Below are 16,773 nucleotides of genomic sequence, written 5' to 3' on the forward strand. Positions count from 1 at the left end.
CGTTCTACCTCAGCTTCAGGGTGGCAAGGCCGATCAGCACGAGAATCACGGTGATGATCCAGAAACGGACGATCACGCGTGGCTCGGGCCAGCCCTTGAGTTCAAAGTGGTGGTGAATCGGTGCCATGCGGAACACCCGGCGACCGGTCAGCTTGAAAGAGGCCACCTGGATAACCACCGACAGGGTTTCCATCACGAACACGCCGCCCATGATGAACAGGACGATTTCCTGGCGGACGATCACCGCAATGGTGCCCAGTGCCGCGCCAAGTGCCAGAGCACCGACGTCGCCCATGAACACTTGCGCCGGGTAGGTGTTGAACCAGAGAAACCCGAGCCCCGCACCGATCAACGCGCCGCAGAACACGATCAGTTCGCCCGCGCCCGGCACGTAAGGAATCAGCAGGTATTCGGCGAATTTCACGTTACCCGACAGGTAGCAGAAGATGCCCAGACCACCGCCGACCATCACGGTTGGCATGATCGCCAGACCGTCGAGGCCGTCGGTCAGGTTGACCGCGTTGCTCGAACCGACGATCACGAAGTAGGTCAGCACGATGAAACCGGCGCCCAGCGGGATGCTGTAGTCCTTGAGCATCGGCAGGATCAGCGTGGTCTCCACAGGCGTGGTGGCAGTCATATAAAGGAAGATCGCTGCGCCCAGGCCAAAGACCGACTGCCAGAAATATTTCCAGCGGCTTGGCAAGCCACGGGAGTTCTTCTCGATCACTTTGCGGTAGTCGTCGACCCAGCCAATGGCGCCGAACAGCAGAGTCACCAGCAGCACGACCCAGACGTAGCGGTTGCTCAGGTCAGCCCACAACAGGGTGCTGACACCGATGGAAGACAGAATCAGCGCGCCGCCCATGGTCGGCGTACCCGACTTGGACAGGTGCGATTGCGGGCCGTCGTTGCGAACGGACTGGCCGATCTGACGGTTCTGCAGGGTGCGGATCATCCACGGGCCGTAGCACAGCGACAAAACCAGCGCGGTCAGTACACCGAGGATCCCGCGCAGGGTCAGGTACTGGAAGACCGCGAAGCCTTTGTAGAACTGTTGCAGATACTCCGCTAGCAGCAGCAGCATTAATGTTTCTCCAGACTGGACCCGCACAGAGCCGCAACGATGTTTTCCATCGCTGCACTGCGCGAACCCTTGATCAAAATGGTGGTGTTTGTGTCCTGCTCGGCGTCGAGGGCCTGGATCAGTTCGGCTTGCGTGCCGAAGTGATGCGCCTCTTGGCCGAATGCGTTCACGGCGTGGACCATGTTCGGCCCGACCGCGTAAAGCGCGGAAACCTTGCCCCGGGCGTATTCGCCCACGTCGCGGTGCCCCTGCTCCGCCCAGTCGCCCAACTCGCCGATATCTCCGAGCACCAGGACGGTGCGGCCGGAAAAGCCGGCGAGTATATCAACGGCAGCGCACATGGAGGTGGGGTTTGCGTTGTAAGTGTCATCGATCACGCGCATGCCGTTCTTCGCCAGTTGCGCGACGGTGCGACCCTTGACCGGCTGTACCGCACCAAGCCCGGTGGCAATGCCGAACAGCGACACGCCCAGGGCGTGAGCGGCAGCGGCGGCAGCCATGGCGTTGGCGACGTTATGGCTGCCGAGCAGGTTCAGTTGAACGTGCTCCACACCTTCAGGTGTATGCAGGTTGAAGGCCGGGCAACCCCGGGCATCGGTGTTCAGGTCGCTGGCGTAGAAATCTGCCTGCGGATTGCTCAGGGAGAAGGTCAGCACCTTGCGTGCGCCGGCGCGGAGCTTCCAGATGCCAAAGGCCTTGTCGTCGAGGTTGAGCACGGCAATACCATCTGCCGCGAGACCGTCGATGATCTCGCCCTTGGCCTCGACGATTTTTTCAGGCCCGCCGAACTCGCCAACGTGGGCAGTGCCAGCGTTGTTGAGGATCGCCACGTGCGGCTTGGTCAGCCCGACGGTGTAGGCGATTTCGCCCAGACGCGAGGCGCCCAGTTCGATCACGGCGGCAGTGTGTTCCGGCGCCAGTTCGAGCAGGGTCAGCGGCGCGCCGAGGTCGTTGTTCAGATTGCCGCGCGTCGCCAGCACCGGACCGCGGGTACGCAGGATGCTCGCGAGCATTTCCTTGACCGTGGTCTTGCCGCTGGAGCCGGTAATGGCCGCCACCGGTTGCGTGAACGCGGCACGGTTCAGCGCACCCAACTGGCCGAGGGCCTGACGGGTGTCCTTGACCAGCAGTTGCGGCAAGGTGCTGTCGGCGACTTCACGCTCGACCAGTGCCGCCACCGCGCCTTTGCCGGCGACATCGTTCAGGTAGTCATGACCGTCAAAGCGCGGGCCAGTCAGGGCAATAAACAGTTGGCCAGCGGTGATCGCACGGCTGTCGATGCTGACGCCATCGAAACTGGCGTCGCTGCTGATCAGACGTGCGTCGAGCACGTTGGTCAGTTCGCTCAATGTCAGGGCCTTAAGCATGGGCCACCTCCCACGCGGTGAGAGCATGATCGGCCTCGACCAGATCGGAGAAAGCGTGCCGCTCGCCGTTGATTTCCTGATAGTCCTCGTGGCCTTTGCCGGCCAGCACGATCACGTCATCGGCCGATGCAGCAGCGATCAGCTGGGCAATCGCCTGACCACGGCCGGCGACGAAGGTGACTTTATCCACAGCGGTGAAACCGGCGCGGATGTCGTCGAAAATCTGCGCCGGATCTTCGGTGCGCGGGTTGTCATCGGTGACCAGTACGCGATCGGCCAGACGCTCGACCACTTCGGCCATCAGCGGACGCTTGCCGCGATCACGATCACCGCCACAGCCGAACAGGCACAGCAACTGGCCTTTGACGTGTGGACGCAGCGCGGTCAGAACTTTTTCCAGGGCATCCGGGGTGTGGGCGTAATCGACCACCACCAGTGGCTGAGTGCCGCCACCCAGACGCTGCATGCGCCCGGCCGGGCCTTCAAGTTTCGGCAGCACCTTGAGGATTTCGTCGAGCGCATAATCCAGACCGAGCAAAGCGCCGACCGCCGCCAGCACGTTGCTCAGGTTGAAACGACCGAGCAGCGTGCTGCGCAGGTGGTGTTCGCCCTGCGGCGTGACCAGCGTGGCGCGTACGCCGTGGTCATCGAACTGCGCTTCGCGGACATACAAATAGGCGCTGCTGTCGAGCAGGCTGTAACTGATCAAACGCGACTCGCGTTTTTCGCCGGCCAACTGCCGACCGAAATCGTCGTCGAGGTTGACCACGCGGCACTTCAGGTCATTCCAGGCGAACAGCTTGGCCTTGGCCTCGGCGTACGCCTGCATGGTGCCGTGATAATCCAGGTGGTCGCGGGACAGGTTGGTCATCACCGCGACGTCGAACGCCAATGCAGTGACCCGGCCCTGATCCAGACCGTGGGACGACACTTCCATGGCCACGGCTTTGGCCCCGGCCTTTTTCAGGTCGGCCAGAGTGGCTTGCATGGCGATCGGATTCGGCGTGGTGTGCAGGCCGCTTTCCAGCGCGCCATGGAAGCCGGAACCCAGCGTACCGACGATGCCGCAATGCTGACCAAGCAGATCGAGTGCCTGCGCGACCAGTTGGGTCACGCTGGTTTTGCCATTGGTGCCGGTAACACCGATCAGGTTCAAGTGATGGCTCGGCTCGCCATAAAAGCGCCCGGCGATGTCGGACAACTGCGCCGCCAGGCCTTTGACCGGAATCAACGGCACTTCGGTGATCGGCAGCACGGTGGCGCCTTCCACTTCATACGCAACCGCAGCCGCGCCGCGCTGCAAGGCATCGGCGATGTGCGCACGGCCATCGAACTTGCCACCGGGCACAGCGAGGAACAGGTCGCCCGCGCGCACGTTGCGGCTGTCCAGCGCCAATTCACGGATCAACAGATCATGGCCGGCGTGGGGGAATATCTTGTTCAGACTCAGAGACATCAGCCGCGCCCTCCATTGGCTTTCAGCGGAACGACCGGGGTAGCGTTGGCCTGTTGGGTAGTCGGCAGGTTGTCCGGGGTCACGTTCATCAGGCGCAGGGTGCCGGACATCACACGGCTGAACACCGGCGCCGACACCAGACCACCGAAGTAACCGGCCTTGGACGGTTCATCGATCACCACCACGATGGCGTAACGCGGATCGCTCATCGGGCCGAAACCGGCGAACAGCGAGCGGTAGGAGTTTTCGGCGTAACCCTTGGTGCCCACCGACGTTTTACGCGCAGTACCCGACTTGCCGGCCACGTGATACGCCGGCACCTGCGCACGGAACACGCCGCGCGGTGCTTCGATCACTTGCTGCAGCATGCCTTGCATGGTTTTCGCGACCGCTTCCGGCAATACCTGAGTGGTCTGCGGCGGCTTGTCGGTTTTGATCAGGGTCAGCGGCGCCAGACGCCCGTTGTTGGCCAGCGCCGAGAATGCGTGCACCAGCTGGATTGCGGTCACGGAAATACCGTAGCCATAAGACAGTGTCGCGGTTTCGGCTTTGCGCCAGTCGCGGTAGTTCGGCAGGTTGCCGACGCGCTCGCCCGGAAAGCCCAGGCCGGTGTCCTGGCCGAGTCCGACTTTCTGTGCGAGACGGTAAATGGTTTCACCGCCGATATCGAACGCGACCTTACTCATGCCGACGTTACTGGAATTGATCAGGATGCCGGTCATGTCGAGTACCGGCCCCTCGGTCTTCGACACGTCCTTGATCGTGTACTTGCCGATCTGCAGCGAGCCCGGATACACCTCGACGGTGTCGGTCGGTTTCCAGCGCCCGGATTCGATCGCGGCACTCATCGAGATCGCTTTCATGGTCGAACCCGGCTCGAACACGTCGATCATCGCGCGGTTACGCATCATCGCCGGCTGCAGGTTACGACGGTTGTTCGGGTTATAGGTCGGCTGGTTGACCATGGCGAGAATCTCGCCGGTCTTCACGTCCATGATCACCAGGCTGCCAGCCTTGGCGCCGTTCTCGATGATCGCGTTGCGCAGCTCGCGGTTCGCCAGGTATTGCAGACGCAGGTCAATCGACAACGCCAAGGGCTTGCCGGCCTTGGCGTTCTTGGTGACCTGGACATCCTTGATCAGCCGACCGCGCCGATCCTTGATGACCTGCCGCTTGCCCGGCACCCCGGCCAGCCACTCATCGTAGGCCAGCTCGACGCCTTCGCGCCCGTGATCGTCAATGTCGGTAAAGCCGACCATGTGCGCCGTGACTTCACCGGCCGGGTAGAAGCGGCGGAATTCTTCGATGCCGTAAACGCCCGGGACTTTCAGGTCGAGCACAGCCTGGCCCTGCTCGGGGGTCAGCCCGCGCACCAGGTAAATGAATTCTTTGTTGGCCTGAGCTTCGAGACGTTCGGCCAGGGCTTTCGGATCCTGCCCCAGCGCCGCGGCCAGTGCCGGCCACTTCTCTTTGGCCGTCTGCATTTCCTTGGCGTTGGCCCACAGCGTCGTCACCGGGGTACTTACGGCCAACGGCTCGCCGTTACGGTCGGTGATCAGACCACGGTGAGCAGGAATCGGGATGTGACGGAGACTGCGCGCGTCGCCCTGCCCCTTGAGGAAGTCGCGGTCAACCACTTGCAGGTCGATGATGCGCCAGCAGATCGCCGCGACCATCACGCCGAGCAGAGCCACCATCAGGCGGAAGCGCCACGGGAAGAGTGCGCCTTCGAGTTTCATCATGGCGCCACCATCTTCACGTCAGCCGCGCCCGGAATGTGCATTTTCAATTGTTCCGTGGCCAGCACTTCAATGCGGCTGTGCGCTGTCCAGGTGCTTTGCTCGAGAATCAGGCGCCCCCACTCGGCCTGCGCCTTGTCGCGCACGCTGAGTTCGTTGTAAAGGGTGTTAAGCAACTGCCGGTTCCAGTGCGCGCTGTAAGACACGCCGATGGCCGACACGAGCACGCCGATAAACAGCAGCAGCATGATAAAGCTGCCGCCCGGCAGGGGCTTGGCGAAAAGCTTGCTCACCGCAACTTCTCCGCGACACGCATGACAGCGCTACGGGAACGTGGGTTGGCTTTGAGCTCGGCGTCGGAGGCCGTCTGCGCTTTGCCATGGATTTTGATTTTCGGTTCGAACGCCACGTGGCGCACAGGCAGGTTGCGCGGCAGGTTGTCGGCTTCGCCTTTTACCAGCTTGCGCATGAACAGTTTGACGATGCGGTCTTCCAGCGAATGGAAGCTGATGACCACCAAACGGCCACCGACTTCCAGAGCATCCAGTGCGGCTTCAAGGCCGGCTTCCAGATCGCCCAGTTCGTTGTTGACGTGAATACGCAAACCCTGGAACGCACGGGTCGCCGGGTTCTTGCCCTTCTCCCACGCCGGATTGGCGACTTTCAGAACTTCGGCCAGATCAGCGGTGCGCTCGAACGGCTTGATGTCGCGGCGCTCGGCCACGGCACGAGCCATGCGCCCGGAGAAACGTTCTTCGCCGTATTCCTTGAACACCCGGGCGATTTCTTCCACCGGCGCAGTGTTGACGAACTCGGCGGCGCTGATGCCACGGGACGGATCCATGCGCATGTCCAGCGGGCCGTCATTGAGGAAACTGAAGCCGCGCTCGGCGTCATCCAGTTGCGGCGACGACACGCCGAGATCGAGCAGGATGCCGCTGACCTTGCCGCTCAACCCTTGTTCGGCAACCACCGAACCCAGTTCGGCAAAGCTGCGCTGCACAACGACAAAGCGGCCGTCTTCGGCCGCTAGCGTTTGCCCGGTGGCAATCGCTTGAGGATCCTTGTCGAATCCGATCAGTCGGCCGTCCGGCCCGAGCTGGCTGAGGATCAGCCGACTGTGCCCGCCGCGCCCGAACGTACCGTCCAGATAGCAGCCATCAGGACGTACGGCGAGAGCCTCGACGGCTTCGTCAAGCAGTACGGTGATGTGGTTAAAGCCGCTATCAATAGTCACAGGATCAAATCACGCAGTTCGTCAGGCATGGCGCCCGGTTGTTGAATAGCAGCAAGGTCAGCGGCAGACACCGCGTTCCATGCATCCTCGTCCCACAATTGGAACTTGTTCAGTTGGCCCACCAGCATCGCTTTCTTATCAAGCTTTGCGTATTCGCGCAGACGCGGTGGAACCAGAAAACGACCACTGCCGTCGAGTTCGAGGTCGACGGCATTACCAATCAATAAACGCTGCAGGCGACGGTTCTCTTCGCGAAGCGAAGGGAGTGCACGCAACTTGGTTTCAATAATTTCCCACTCGTCGAGCGGGTAGACACACAGGCACGGATCAACGGCATCAATGGTCACGATCAACTGGCCGGAACTACGCGAAACGAGCTCGTCACGGTACCGGCTCGGCATGGCGAGACGGCCCTTTGCATCGAGACTGATAGCGTTAGCTCCGCGAAACACGTCAGCGTTTCTCCAATTTTTATCGTTTTGAGCTCAAAAAACCCACTTCATGCCACTTTCCGCCACTTGCGCACACTATAGGAATGCGCCCACCACACCGTCAAGGCGCGGATTAAAGGAAAACCCTTACAGAACGGAGATTTAGGAGCTTAAAAGGAGGGGCAACGACAATTTGGCGGATACTTTTGACCAATAACTTGATGCAGCACTGAAAGCTGCGCTCGGAAGTTAAAGTGATTTGTTAAGAGTAAGATTTTTTCGGTATTACAAAAGCGCTTCTGCTGTTGATTGAAGCAAGGTGGGAAATGGCTATTACCGCATTGCCGCTGCCGGACTTTAGCTCAGGCCTGCCGATAATAACCAGCCCTGATGCCATTGATTCAAGCAGGAAAGAAAAAGGTGGAGAGTCGATCTGTAAGCCGGGTTCTGTCTTGAACAGTCATTCGTCTACGATGGCCATCACTGGACATCTTTAGCAACCTACCCGGTCCCAGCGCGGGCCACGCCTTGGGACCCTATTTGGTCTTGCTCCAAGTGGGGTTTACCTAGCCACGAACTGTTGCCAGACGTGCGGTGCGCTCTTACCGCACCTTTTCACCCTTACCGGCGCCGAAGCGCTTAGGCGGTTATTTTCTGTGGCACTTTCCGTAGGCTCACGCCTCCCAGGCATTACCTGGCACTTCGCCCTATGGAGCCCGGACTTTCCTCCCCCCCCTAATTTTCATAGAGGGCAGCGACTGTCCGATCGACTCTCCGCCGCGCAGGTTAACGGCAGAGCGCCCGAAGAACAAGCGCTAATAGCCGTGAAACCCGTCTGCGCGACGGGTTACTCGCCCTTCTGCTGTTCCAGCGCGACCTGATACAGCACATTTTTGCGCTCACCGGTGATTTGCGCGGCGAGCGCTGCGGCACGCTTGAGCGGCATCTCGTCGAGCAGCAGATTGAGGATGCGCATCGCCTCACTGCTGACCGCGTCCTCGGACTGCGGTGCAGACCAGCCCGCGACCAGCACCACGCACTCGCCGCGCTGCTGATTGCTGTCGGACTCGACAAACGCCCGCAACTCAGCCAGCGGCAAGCCTTTGAGCGTCTCGAAGGTTTTGGTGATTTCCCGGGCCAGCAACGCCTGACGCTCGCCACCGAACACCGCTTCCATGTCCTGCAGGCACTCGAGAATGCGATGCGGGGCCTCGTAGAAAATCAGCGTGCGTGGCTCTTCCTTTACGGCTTCCAGGCGCGCCTTGCGCCCTGCCGACTTGGCCGGCAGAAAGCCTTCGAAAATGAACCGGTCGGACGGCAGCCCCGCCGCCGACAACGCAGCGATCAACGCACAGGCACCCGGTACCGGCACCACATTGATCCCTGCCGCCCGCGCCTGACGCACGAGGTGATAACCCGGATCGGAAATCAGCGGTGTCCCGGCATCGGAAATCAGCGCGACGTTATCGCCTGCCAGCAAACGGGTAATAAAGCGGCTACCTTCATCACGCTCGTTATGTTCATGGCACGCGGCCAGCGGCGTGCCAATGCCGAAGTGCTGCATCAAGCGCGCCGAGTGCCGCGTGTCTTCGGCGGCGATCAGTGCCACTTCGCGGAGGATTTTCAGAGCCCGGGCGCTGATGTCGTCCAGGTTGCCGATGGGCGTCGCCACCACATAAAGCGAGCCAGCAGCGGAATTCAAAGGACCTGGAGCAGTCAAAGCGCACACCTCATGATCGGTAAAAGCCGGCATTGTAACGCGTCATGAGGCTTGCGATGCGTTCCGGCCGACGCCGGTTTTGCGCGCCTTTGTGCGATGCCGCAACATTTGCTTCAGCTAAATTGACGGTTTCACGCCAGTAACATCGCGCCCCGGCCAGCGCTTGGGTACAATTCCACGCTAATTTGATCGAGTATCAGGAACACTTACATGATCGCTTGCCTGCGGCTGTTCACTGCCCTCTGCCTCGCTGCCTTATTGGCGGCCTGCGCCAGCTCCCCTTCCTCCAGCCTTGGCGAACTTCCACGGACTCCGGATGCCAGCATCGAGCAACTGCTCGAACAGGCTACCCAGGCCAAAACGCCGGAAAAAGCCGCGTTGTTGCGCCTGAGCGCGGCAGACCTCGCTTATCGCCAGGGCAATGCCGGCCAGTCCGCGCAGATCCTGCAACAAGTGCCGATGGAGCAGTTGAAGCCAGGCCAGCAGATCTTCGCCAGCACCCTTTCCGCTGAACTGGCGATGACCCGCAATCAGCCGAAAGCTGCGCTGACCGCTCTGAGCCATCCGAGCCTGCAGCACCTGAGCGAAATGCCGGAAGATCAGCAAGTGCGCACCGGCACCGTGCACGCCCGTGCACTGGAAGCCGACGGCCAGACCCTGGCAGCCGCTCGCGAGCGCATCTTCATCGCTCCAATGCTCAAAGGCGAAGCCGCGAGCAAGAACCACGAAGCCATCTGGACCCTGATCGCTTCGCTGCCGACCGATCAACTGCAACCCAACACCGCCGACGATCTCGGCGGCTGGATGGGCCTGGCCCTGGCCGTGAAAACTGCCGGCACCCTGGAACAGCAGCAAGCGGCGATCGATGCCTGGCGCGCACAGAATCCAAAGCACCCAGCCGCAATCAACCTGCCGCTGCCACTGACCAAACTCAAGGAACTGGCCAGCCAGCCCCTGAGCAAGATTGCCCTGCTGCTGCCGCAAGACGGCCCACTGGCCTCGGTCGGTAAAGCGCTGCGTGAAGGTTTCATGGCGGCGCACTATCAAGCACAACAGGCCGGTCAGAAGCCGCCCGCCATCGAGTTTTACGACAGTTCCAAACTGACCTCGATGGACGAGTTCTACCGCAAGGCCCAGGCCGATGGCGTGCAACTGGTGGTCGGCCCGCTGGAAAAACCGTTGGTCAAACAATTGAGCACCCGTCCGCAACTGCCAATCACCACCCTCGCATTGAACTACAGCGAAGGCGATCAAGGTCCGGCGCAACTGTTCCAGTTCGGTCTGGCAGCTGAAGACGAAGCTCGCGAAGTTTCACGTCGCGCCCGCGCCGACGGCCTGCATCGCGCGGCGATCATGGTGCCGAAAGGCGAATGGGGCGACCGCGTACTGCGCGCCTTCAGCCAGGACTGGCAGGCCAATGGCGGCAGCATCGTTGCCACCGAACGCGTTGATCAACCAGTGCAGCTGGCCCAGCAGATCGCCGACATGTTCCAGCTGCGCCAAAGCGAAGCCCGCGCCAAGAGCCTGCAGAACGCTGTTGGCACCAACGTCGCCGCGCAGCCGTCGCGTCGTCAGGACATCGAGTTCATCTTCCTGGCAGCCACCCCGCAGCAAGCGCAACAGATCAAGCCGACCCTGAACTTCCAGTACGCGGGTGACGTGCCGGTGTACGCAACTTCCCACGTGTACAGCGCCAGTGGCGATGTGAACCAGTACAACGACATGAACGGCGTGCGCTTCTGCGAAACCCCATGGTTGCTGGAAGCCAATGACCCGCTGCGTCAGCAAGTCACCGCGCAATGGCCGCAAGCGGCCGGCAGCCTTGGCCGCCTTTACGCCATGGGCGTCGACGCCTACCGTCTGGCGCCGCGCCTGGGTCAATTGAAGGCGTTGCCGGACAGCCGCATCGAAGGTCAGTCGGGCAGCCTGGGCATGACCCAGACCCAACGCGTGGTGCGTCAGTTGCCATGGGCGCAGTTCGTCAACGGTCAAGTTCAACGCCTGCCGGACACCCCGCGCTGATGCCTGACGGCTCGCACCTGCAAAGCGGTAAAGATGCCGAGCGCCAGGCGCTCGAGCATCTGCAACACCAGGGTCTGCGCCTGCTGGCGCAGAACTGGTCATGCAAACGGGGCGAGCTTGATCTGGTCATGCTTGATGGCGATACAGTAGTATTCGTCGAAGTCCGCTACAGAAAAAACACTCAATGGGGTGGCGCGCTCGCTAGCATCGATGAGCGCAAACGGCAGAAGCTGATTTTCGCCGCACAGTATTTTCTTCAGCGCGAGTCGCGCTGGGCCGATTCCCCTTGCCGCTTCGACGTGGTGGCCATCGACAGGCACCCGGATCAGTTGAACTGGTTGCAGAATGCGTTCGATGGTTGATTCTCTGCACACCACCCCGGACACTTTCACCGACAATTTTTGCTCTTTGCTTTGCGGGCTGCACATTCACGTGCCGAACAGCCGCGCTACTTAAGGTCACACAGATGGACATGCAATCCCGAATTCGCCAGCTTTTCCAGGCCAGTATCGACACCAAGCAACAGGCGATGGACGTACTTGCACCGCACATCGAGCAAGCCAGCCAGATCATGGTCAACGCCCTGCTCAACGAAGGCAAAATGCTTTCGTGCGGCAACGGCGGCTCTGCCGGCGACGCCCAGCACTTCTCTTCCGAACTGCTCAACCGCTTCGAGCGCGAACGCCCGAGCCTGCCGGCCATCGCCCTGACCACCGACAGCTCGACCATCACCTCGATCGCCAACGACTACAGCTACAACGAAGTGTTCTCCAAGCAGATCCGCGCACTGGGTCAACCCGGCGACGTATTGCTGGCGATCTCGACCAGCGGCAACTCGGCAAACATCATTCAAGCAATCCAGGCCGCACATGATCGCGAAATGGTTGTCGTAGCTTTGACTGGCCGCGATGGCGGCGGCATGGCTTCACTGCTGCTGCCTGAAGATGTCGAGATTCGCGTACCGGCCCATGTCACTGCACGTATTCAGGAAGTCCATCTGCTGGCGATCCATTGCCTTTGCGATCTGATCGACAGCCAACTGTTCGGGAGTGAAGAATGACCCCTAATCGCCTTGGCCTTCTGGCCTTGACCCTGTGCCTCGGCATCAGCGGCTGCACCTCGGTGGTGAATGCCAGCCGTGAAGCGCCGATTGAAGACGACCGCGGCACCCGGACCTTCGGCAGTAAAATCGACGACTCGCTGATCGAAACCAAAGTCGGCGTCAACGTGGCCAAGGCCGACCCAGGCCTGGACAAGGATTCACATATCGTCGTCACCAGCTTCAACGGCGTGGTCCTGCTTGCCGGCCAGACGCCGCGCGAAGATCTCAAGGCCAAGGCCGAACAGGCCGCCGCCAACGTCCAGCGCGTGAAGAAGGTGCACAACGAACTGCAAGTGATTGCACCTTCAAGCTTCCTCGCTCGCCAGAACGACGCCTGGCTGACCACCAAGATCAAGACCCAGATGCTGACCGACGCCAGCATTCCCGGCTCGCGCATCAAAGTCGTGACCGAGAACGGTATCGTTTACCTGCTGGGCCTGCTGACCAAACAGGAAGCACAACAGGCGACCAATCTGGTGCAAGGCGTTGCCGGCGTGCAGAAGATCGTGAAGCTGTTCGAATACATCGACTGACCGATACCCATGTAGGAGCTGCCGCAGGCTGCGATCTTTAGATCTTGATATTGGTCTTGAAAAACAAGATCAAAAGATCGTCCGAACGCGGCCCGAGCCTGCGGCAGCTCCTACGTAATAAAAAAGGCGACCCTCTCGGGTCGCCTTTTTTATTACTTCACCACTTTCAAACTTGGCCGGCCACTTGGGCGCGGCGGTTCGCTGCCCGGTGGCGGCAAGTCGTCATCGGGCTCGATATCGTCTTCGTCATCCATCGGCGACTCGAGATCGAACACCATGCCCTGACCGTTTTCCCGGGCATAAATACCCAGAATTGCACTGATCGGCACATAGAGACTATGCGGAACGCCACCGAAGCGACCCTCAAAGGTCACCACGTCGTTGTCCATGTGCAAGTGCCGCACGGCACTGGGCGAAATGTTCAGGACAATCTGCCCGTCGCTGGCGAAACCTTGCGGCACCTGCACGGCCGGGTATTCGGAATTGACCAGCATGTGCGGGGTGCAATCGTTATCCACAATCCACTCGTAGAGCGCGCGGACCAGATAAGGTCGACTGGAGTTCATAGCGGCTCCTTAAGCCTTAGCGCATATCGCGTTCGACGCCAGACAGACTCGCCTGGAAAGCCTCACGCGCAAACTGGCGCTCCATATAATCAAGCAGCGGCTTGGCCGGCCGCGGCAGTTCAATACCCAGAATCGGCAAACGCCAGAGTATTGGCAATAGGCAGCAATCCACCAGACTTTGTTCCTCACTGAGGAAAAACGGCTTGTCGGCAAACAACGGCGACACGCCCGTCAGGCTTTCACGCAATTCCTTGCGTGCCACGACACGCGCGGCTTCCTTGGTTTTCGGATCCAGGATCAGATCCACCAGACCACACCAGTCGCGCTGAATACGGTGAATCAGCAGACGGCTGTTGGCACGCGCCACCGGGTAAACCGGCATCAGTGGCGGATGCGGGTAACGCTCATCCAGATATTCCATCACCACGGTCGACTCCCACAACGCCAGGTCGCGATCGACCAGTGTCGGGAGACTGCCGTAAGGGTTCACCTCAATCAGTTTAGGCGGCTGGCGGCCAGCTTCCACGTAAATGATTTCGGCGCTGACACCCTTCTCTGCAAGCACGATGCGCACTCGGTGGGAATAGTGGTCGGCGGGGTCGGAGTAACAGGCCAACCGATTGGTCACGCCCATGGCGATCCTCCTCGCTTGTTGAAATGATTGGAACCGGAAAAACGCGCGCGCCCAGAGGGCGCCTCCCGCAATGCCTGGCGAACCAGACATTGCGTTATCGGAGGCACCCTTGGGCGCGCGCGATTAACAGCAATGCTTGAAGCGTATCAGTGCACGTCTTTCCAGTATTCACGCTTGAGCAGGTAGGCGAACACAAAGAAGAACGCCAGGTACAGCAAGACGTAAGTACCGATGCGCTGATGTTGCAGCTTAACCGGGTTAGCCGAGTAAGCCAGGAAGGTTACCAGATTCTTGACCTTCTCATCGAACTGCTCTTCGTTCAGAGCACCGGTTTTCGGCACGATGGTCAGCTGATCGCATGCTTCATGCGTCAGCGGCGTACCGGTCAGCGGATCGTATTGCTTCTTGCCGTCCTCGACGATCTGCACTTGCTTGCAGCCCACCACCTGACGACCTTGCAGGCCGACCAGCACGTTAGGCATGCCGACGTTCGGGAAGACCTTGTTGTTCACGCCCCATGGGCGCGCCGGATCTTCGTAGAACGAGCGCAGATAACCATAGAGCCAGTCGGTGCCACGCACCCGAGCCACCAGGGTCAGGTCCGGCGGTGCCGCACCGAACCAGGTCTTGGCGTCTGCCGGCTGCATGCCGATGTTCATGTGATCGCCGATCTTGGCGCCGGTGAACACCAGCTTCTCGAGCATCATGTCGTGGGGAATGCCGAGGTCATCGGCCACCCGTTCGTAACGCTGGAACTTGGCACTGTGGCAACCCATGCAATAGTTGGCAAAGGTGCGCGCACCGTCCTGCAGGGCAGCTTTATCGGACACGTCGATGTCGACTTTTTCCAGCTCCGGACCACCGTGTTCGGCGGCAAAAGACAGCACAGGCAGCGCAGCAAAAATCAGAGCAAAAAATAACTTTTTCATCAGCCAGTCACCCTTTCCGGAACCGGTTTGGTCTTCTCGAGCCTGGTGTAGAACGGCATCAGAATGAAGTAGGCGAAGTACAGGAAGGTGCAGATCTGCGACACCAGCGTGCGCTCCGGCGTCGGGGCCAGTACGCCCAGAATGCCGAGGATCACGAAGGAAATGCAGAACACCAGCAGCCAGATTTTGCTCATCCAGCCCTTGTAGCGCATCGATTTGACCGGACTGCGGTCCAGCCACGGCAGCACGAACAGCATCGCAATCGAGGCGCCCATGGCGATCACGCCCATGAGCTTGTCCGGAATCGCACGCAAGATCGCGTAGAACGGCGTGAAGTACCAGACCGGTGCAATGTGCTCAGGCGTCTTGAACGGGTTGGCTTGCTCGAAGTTCGGCTTTTCGAGGAAGTAGCCGCCCATTTCCGGGAAGAAGAACACGATAAAGCAGAAGATAAACAGGAACACCACCACGCCGACGATGTCTTTCACGGTGTAGTACGGGTGGAAGGCAATGCCGTCCAGCGGGATACCGTTTTCGTCTTTGTGCTTCTTGATGTCGACGCCGTCCGGGTTGTTCGAACCGACTTCGTGCAGCGCCAGAATGTGCAGCACCACCAGACCGAGAATCACGATCGGCAACGCCACGACGTGCAAGGCGAAGAAGCGGTTCAGCGTGATTCCGGAGATCAGGTAGTCACCCCGAATCCACTGGGTCAGGTCGTTGCCGATGACGGGAATCGCACCGAACAGCGAGATGATCACCTGGGCACCCCAGTAGGACATCTGCCCCCAAGGCAGCAGATAACCCATGAAGGCCTCAGCCATCAGCGCCAGGTAGATCAGCATGCCGAATACCCAGACGAGCTCACGCGGTTTCTGGTACGAACCGTAGAGCAGCCCCCGGAACATGTGCAGATAAACCACGATGAAGAACGCCGAAGCGCCGGTGGAGTGCAGCAGACGCAGGATCGAGCCGTACTCGACGTCGCGCATGATGTACTCGACGGAAGCGAACGCCTCTTCTGCCGACGGGGTGTAGCTCATCGTCAGCCAGACACCGGTGACGATCTGGTTGACCAGCACCAGCAGTGCCAGCGAGCCGAAGAAATAGAAGAAGTTGAAGTTTTTTGGCGCGTAATACTTGCTGAGATGGTCTTCCCACATTTTGGTGGCAGGGAAGCGCGCATCCACCCAATCCATGAACTTGCTCATCACGCTTTCTCCGTATCGACGCCAATGACAATCAGGTCATCGGTCTCATAGGAATGCGGGGGAACTGGCAGGTTCAAAGGCGCGGGTTGCGACTTGTAGACGCGACCAGCCAGATCGTAGTGGGAACCGTGGCAAGGGCAGAAATAGCCGCCGACCCAGTCTTTACCCAAGTCCGCAGGCGCCACTTCGGGACGGAAGGTGGGTGAGCAACCCAGGTGAGTGCAGATCCCGATCAGCAGCAGGATTTCCGGCTTGATCGAGCGCACTTCAGGATCGACATAAGTAGGTTGCGTGGAGTTTTTGGAAGTCGGATCGGAGAGCTGGCCCTCGATCTTCTTGAGATTCCCCAGGATTTCCGCAGTACGGCGGACAATGAACACCGGCTGGCCGCGCCATTCGGCAATCATCTGCTGTCCTGGCTCGATCTTGCTGACATTCACTTTCACCGGTGCACCGGCGGCTTTCGCCTTGGCACTGGGAAACCATGACCCCACGAACGGGACCGCAGCCCCCACCGCTCCTGCAGCACCCACCACGGATGTGGCTGCTACCAAGAAGCGACGCCGGCCTGCATTCACGCCGTCATTGCTCATTCAGTCCTCTCCCATCAGCTTTGTGGCCTGTTAAATCAGGCATCTACTAAATAAATCAATGTTACTTATAAAAATTTTGCCGAGATGGTAATGAAAAGCCCCAATTCTGACAAGGGAATTACCGGGAGCTCCCACCCTCAAGCCTT

General features: G+C 60.1%; 17 protein-coding genes and 1 other RNA gene. 4 read left to right on the forward strand and 14 right to left on the reverse strand.

The features are described from left to right. Positions 1–4 precede the first annotated feature (4 nt). The 9 genes from mraY to rsmI form a co-directional block, all read right to left on the reverse strand. Positions 5–1,087, reverse strand: a complete 1,083-nt coding sequence (gene mraY / locus HXW87_RS27025; RefSeq protein WP_025109289.1) for a phospho-N-acetylmuramoyl-pentapeptide-transferase — start codon at positions 1,085–1,087, stop codon at positions 5–7. Then, the gene (gene murF, locus HXW87_RS27030) at positions 1,087–2,454 is read right to left on the reverse strand and encodes a UDP-N-acetylmuramoyl-tripeptide--D-alanyl-D-alanine ligase (protein WP_182402417.1); all 1,368 of its coding nucleotides are present in this window, start codon (positions 2,452–2,454) and stop codon (positions 1,087–1,089) included. The genes mraY and murF overlap by 1 nt, the downstream gene beginning before the upstream one ends. Further along, positions 2,447–3,910, reverse strand: a complete 1,464-nt coding sequence (locus HXW87_RS27035; protein ID WP_047296423.1) for a UDP-N-acetylmuramoyl-L-alanyl-D-glutamate--2,6-diaminopimelate ligase — start codon at positions 3,908–3,910, stop codon at positions 2,447–2,449. The genes murF and HXW87_RS27035 overlap by 8 nt, the downstream gene beginning before the upstream one ends. Further along, on the reverse strand, positions 3,910–5,649 hold the full coding sequence (locus HXW87_RS27040) for a penicillin-binding protein 2 (protein WP_174376919.1): 1,740 nt from the start codon (positions 5,647–5,649) through the stop codon (positions 3,910–3,912). The genes HXW87_RS27035 and HXW87_RS27040 overlap by 1 nt, the downstream gene beginning before the upstream one ends. After that, positions 5,649–5,942, reverse strand: coding sequence for a cell division protein FtsL (gene ftsL, locus HXW87_RS27045; RefSeq protein WP_003228022.1), 294 nt, complete (start codon positions 5,940–5,942; stop codon positions 5,649–5,651). Before ftsL ends, HXW87_RS27040 begins: the two co-directional genes overlap by 1 nt. Beyond that, positions 5,939–6,880: a 16S rRNA (cytosine(1402)-N(4))-methyltransferase RsmH gene (rsmH, locus tag HXW87_RS27050; protein WP_086791932.1), complete on the reverse strand. Its 942-nt coding sequence runs from the start codon at positions 6,878–6,880 to the stop codon at positions 5,939–5,941. Before rsmH ends, ftsL begins: the two co-directional genes overlap by 4 nt. A 2-nt stretch (positions 6,881–6,882) precedes the next feature. Further along, positions 6,883–7,338: a division/cell wall cluster transcriptional repressor MraZ gene (gene mraZ / locus HXW87_RS27055; protein WP_003228026.1), complete on the reverse strand. Its 456-nt coding sequence runs from the start codon at positions 7,336–7,338 to the stop codon at positions 6,883–6,885. Positions 7,339–7,737: 399 nt separating this feature from the next. Continuing rightward, positions 7,738–8,091, reverse strand: an RNA gene (gene rnpB / locus HXW87_RS27060) — RNase P RNA component class A. A gap of 73 nt (positions 8,092–8,164) precedes the next feature. After that, positions 8,165–9,070, reverse strand: a complete 906-nt coding sequence (rsmI, locus tag HXW87_RS27065) for a 16S rRNA (cytidine(1402)-2'-O)-methyltransferase (protein ID WP_239778083.1) — start codon at positions 9,068–9,070, stop codon at positions 8,165–8,167. A 177-nt stretch (positions 9,071–9,247) separates the two neighbouring features. Here rsmI and HXW87_RS27070 point away from each other — a divergent pair, with 177 nt between their 5' ends. The 4 genes from HXW87_RS27070 (at position 9,248) to HXW87_RS27085 (ending at position 12,694) form a co-directional block, all read left to right on the forward strand. Further along, a complete protein-coding gene (locus HXW87_RS27070) occupies positions 9,248–11,059 on the forward strand; it encodes a penicillin-binding protein activator (RefSeq protein ID WP_047296427.1) in 1,812 nt (603 codons plus the stop codon). After that, positions 11,059–11,421, forward strand: a complete 363-nt coding sequence (locus HXW87_RS27075; protein WP_007961623.1) for a YraN family protein — start codon at positions 11,059–11,061, stop codon at positions 11,419–11,421. Before HXW87_RS27070 ends, HXW87_RS27075 begins: the two co-directional genes overlap by 1 nt. A 104-nt stretch (positions 11,422–11,525) precedes the next feature. Then, positions 11,526–12,119: a phosphoheptose isomerase gene (locus tag HXW87_RS27080; RefSeq protein ID WP_025109297.1), complete on the forward strand. Its 594-nt coding sequence runs from the start codon at positions 11,526–11,528 to the stop codon at positions 12,117–12,119. Continuing rightward, the gene (locus tag HXW87_RS27085; RefSeq protein ID WP_041073173.1) at positions 12,116–12,694 is read left to right on the forward strand and encodes a BON domain-containing protein; all 579 of its coding nucleotides are present in this window, start codon (positions 12,116–12,118) and stop codon (positions 12,692–12,694) included. The genes HXW87_RS27080 and HXW87_RS27085 overlap by 4 nt, the downstream gene beginning before the upstream one ends. Positions 12,695–12,846: 152 nt before the next feature. Here the strand turns inward: HXW87_RS27085 and HXW87_RS27090 are convergent, their stop codons facing one another. From HXW87_RS27090 to petA, 5 genes are all read right to left on the reverse strand, one after another. Continuing rightward, on the reverse strand, positions 12,847–13,260 hold the full coding sequence (locus HXW87_RS27090; RefSeq protein WP_027612189.1) for a ClpXP protease specificity-enhancing factor: 414 nt from the start codon (positions 13,258–13,260) through the stop codon (positions 12,847–12,849). A 16-nt stretch (positions 13,261–13,276) separates the two neighbouring features. Continuing rightward, positions 13,277–13,894 carry a glutathione S-transferase N-terminal domain-containing protein gene (locus HXW87_RS27095; protein WP_003228048.1) on the reverse strand — a complete coding sequence of 206 codons (618 nt, stop codon included), beginning with the start codon at positions 13,892–13,894 and terminating at the stop codon, positions 13,277–13,279. 146 nt (positions 13,895–14,040) lie between these two features. Continuing rightward, on the reverse strand, positions 14,041–14,823 hold the full coding sequence (locus HXW87_RS27100) for a cytochrome c1 (protein WP_007961619.1): 783 nt from the start codon (positions 14,821–14,823) through the stop codon (positions 14,041–14,043). Beyond that, positions 14,823–16,034 (reverse strand): cytochrome bc complex cytochrome b subunit, encoded by a 1,212-nt coding sequence (locus HXW87_RS27105; RefSeq protein ID WP_095668348.1) that lies wholly within the window; start codon positions 16,032–16,034, stop codon positions 14,823–14,825. Before HXW87_RS27105 ends, HXW87_RS27100 begins: the two co-directional genes overlap by 1 nt. Further along, on the reverse strand, positions 16,034–16,627 hold the full coding sequence (petA, locus tag HXW87_RS27110; protein WP_003228055.1) for a ubiquinol-cytochrome c reductase iron-sulfur subunit: 594 nt from the start codon (positions 16,625–16,627) through the stop codon (positions 16,034–16,036). Before petA ends, HXW87_RS27105 begins: the two co-directional genes overlap by 1 nt. Positions 16,628–16,773: the final 146 nt, after the last annotated feature.

The sequence above is a fragment of the Pseudomonas sp. Y5-11 genome, from assembly GCF_022368695.1.
GTDB lineage: Bacteria > Pseudomonadota > Gammaproteobacteria > Pseudomonadales > Pseudomonadaceae > Aquipseudomonas > Aquipseudomonas parakoreensis.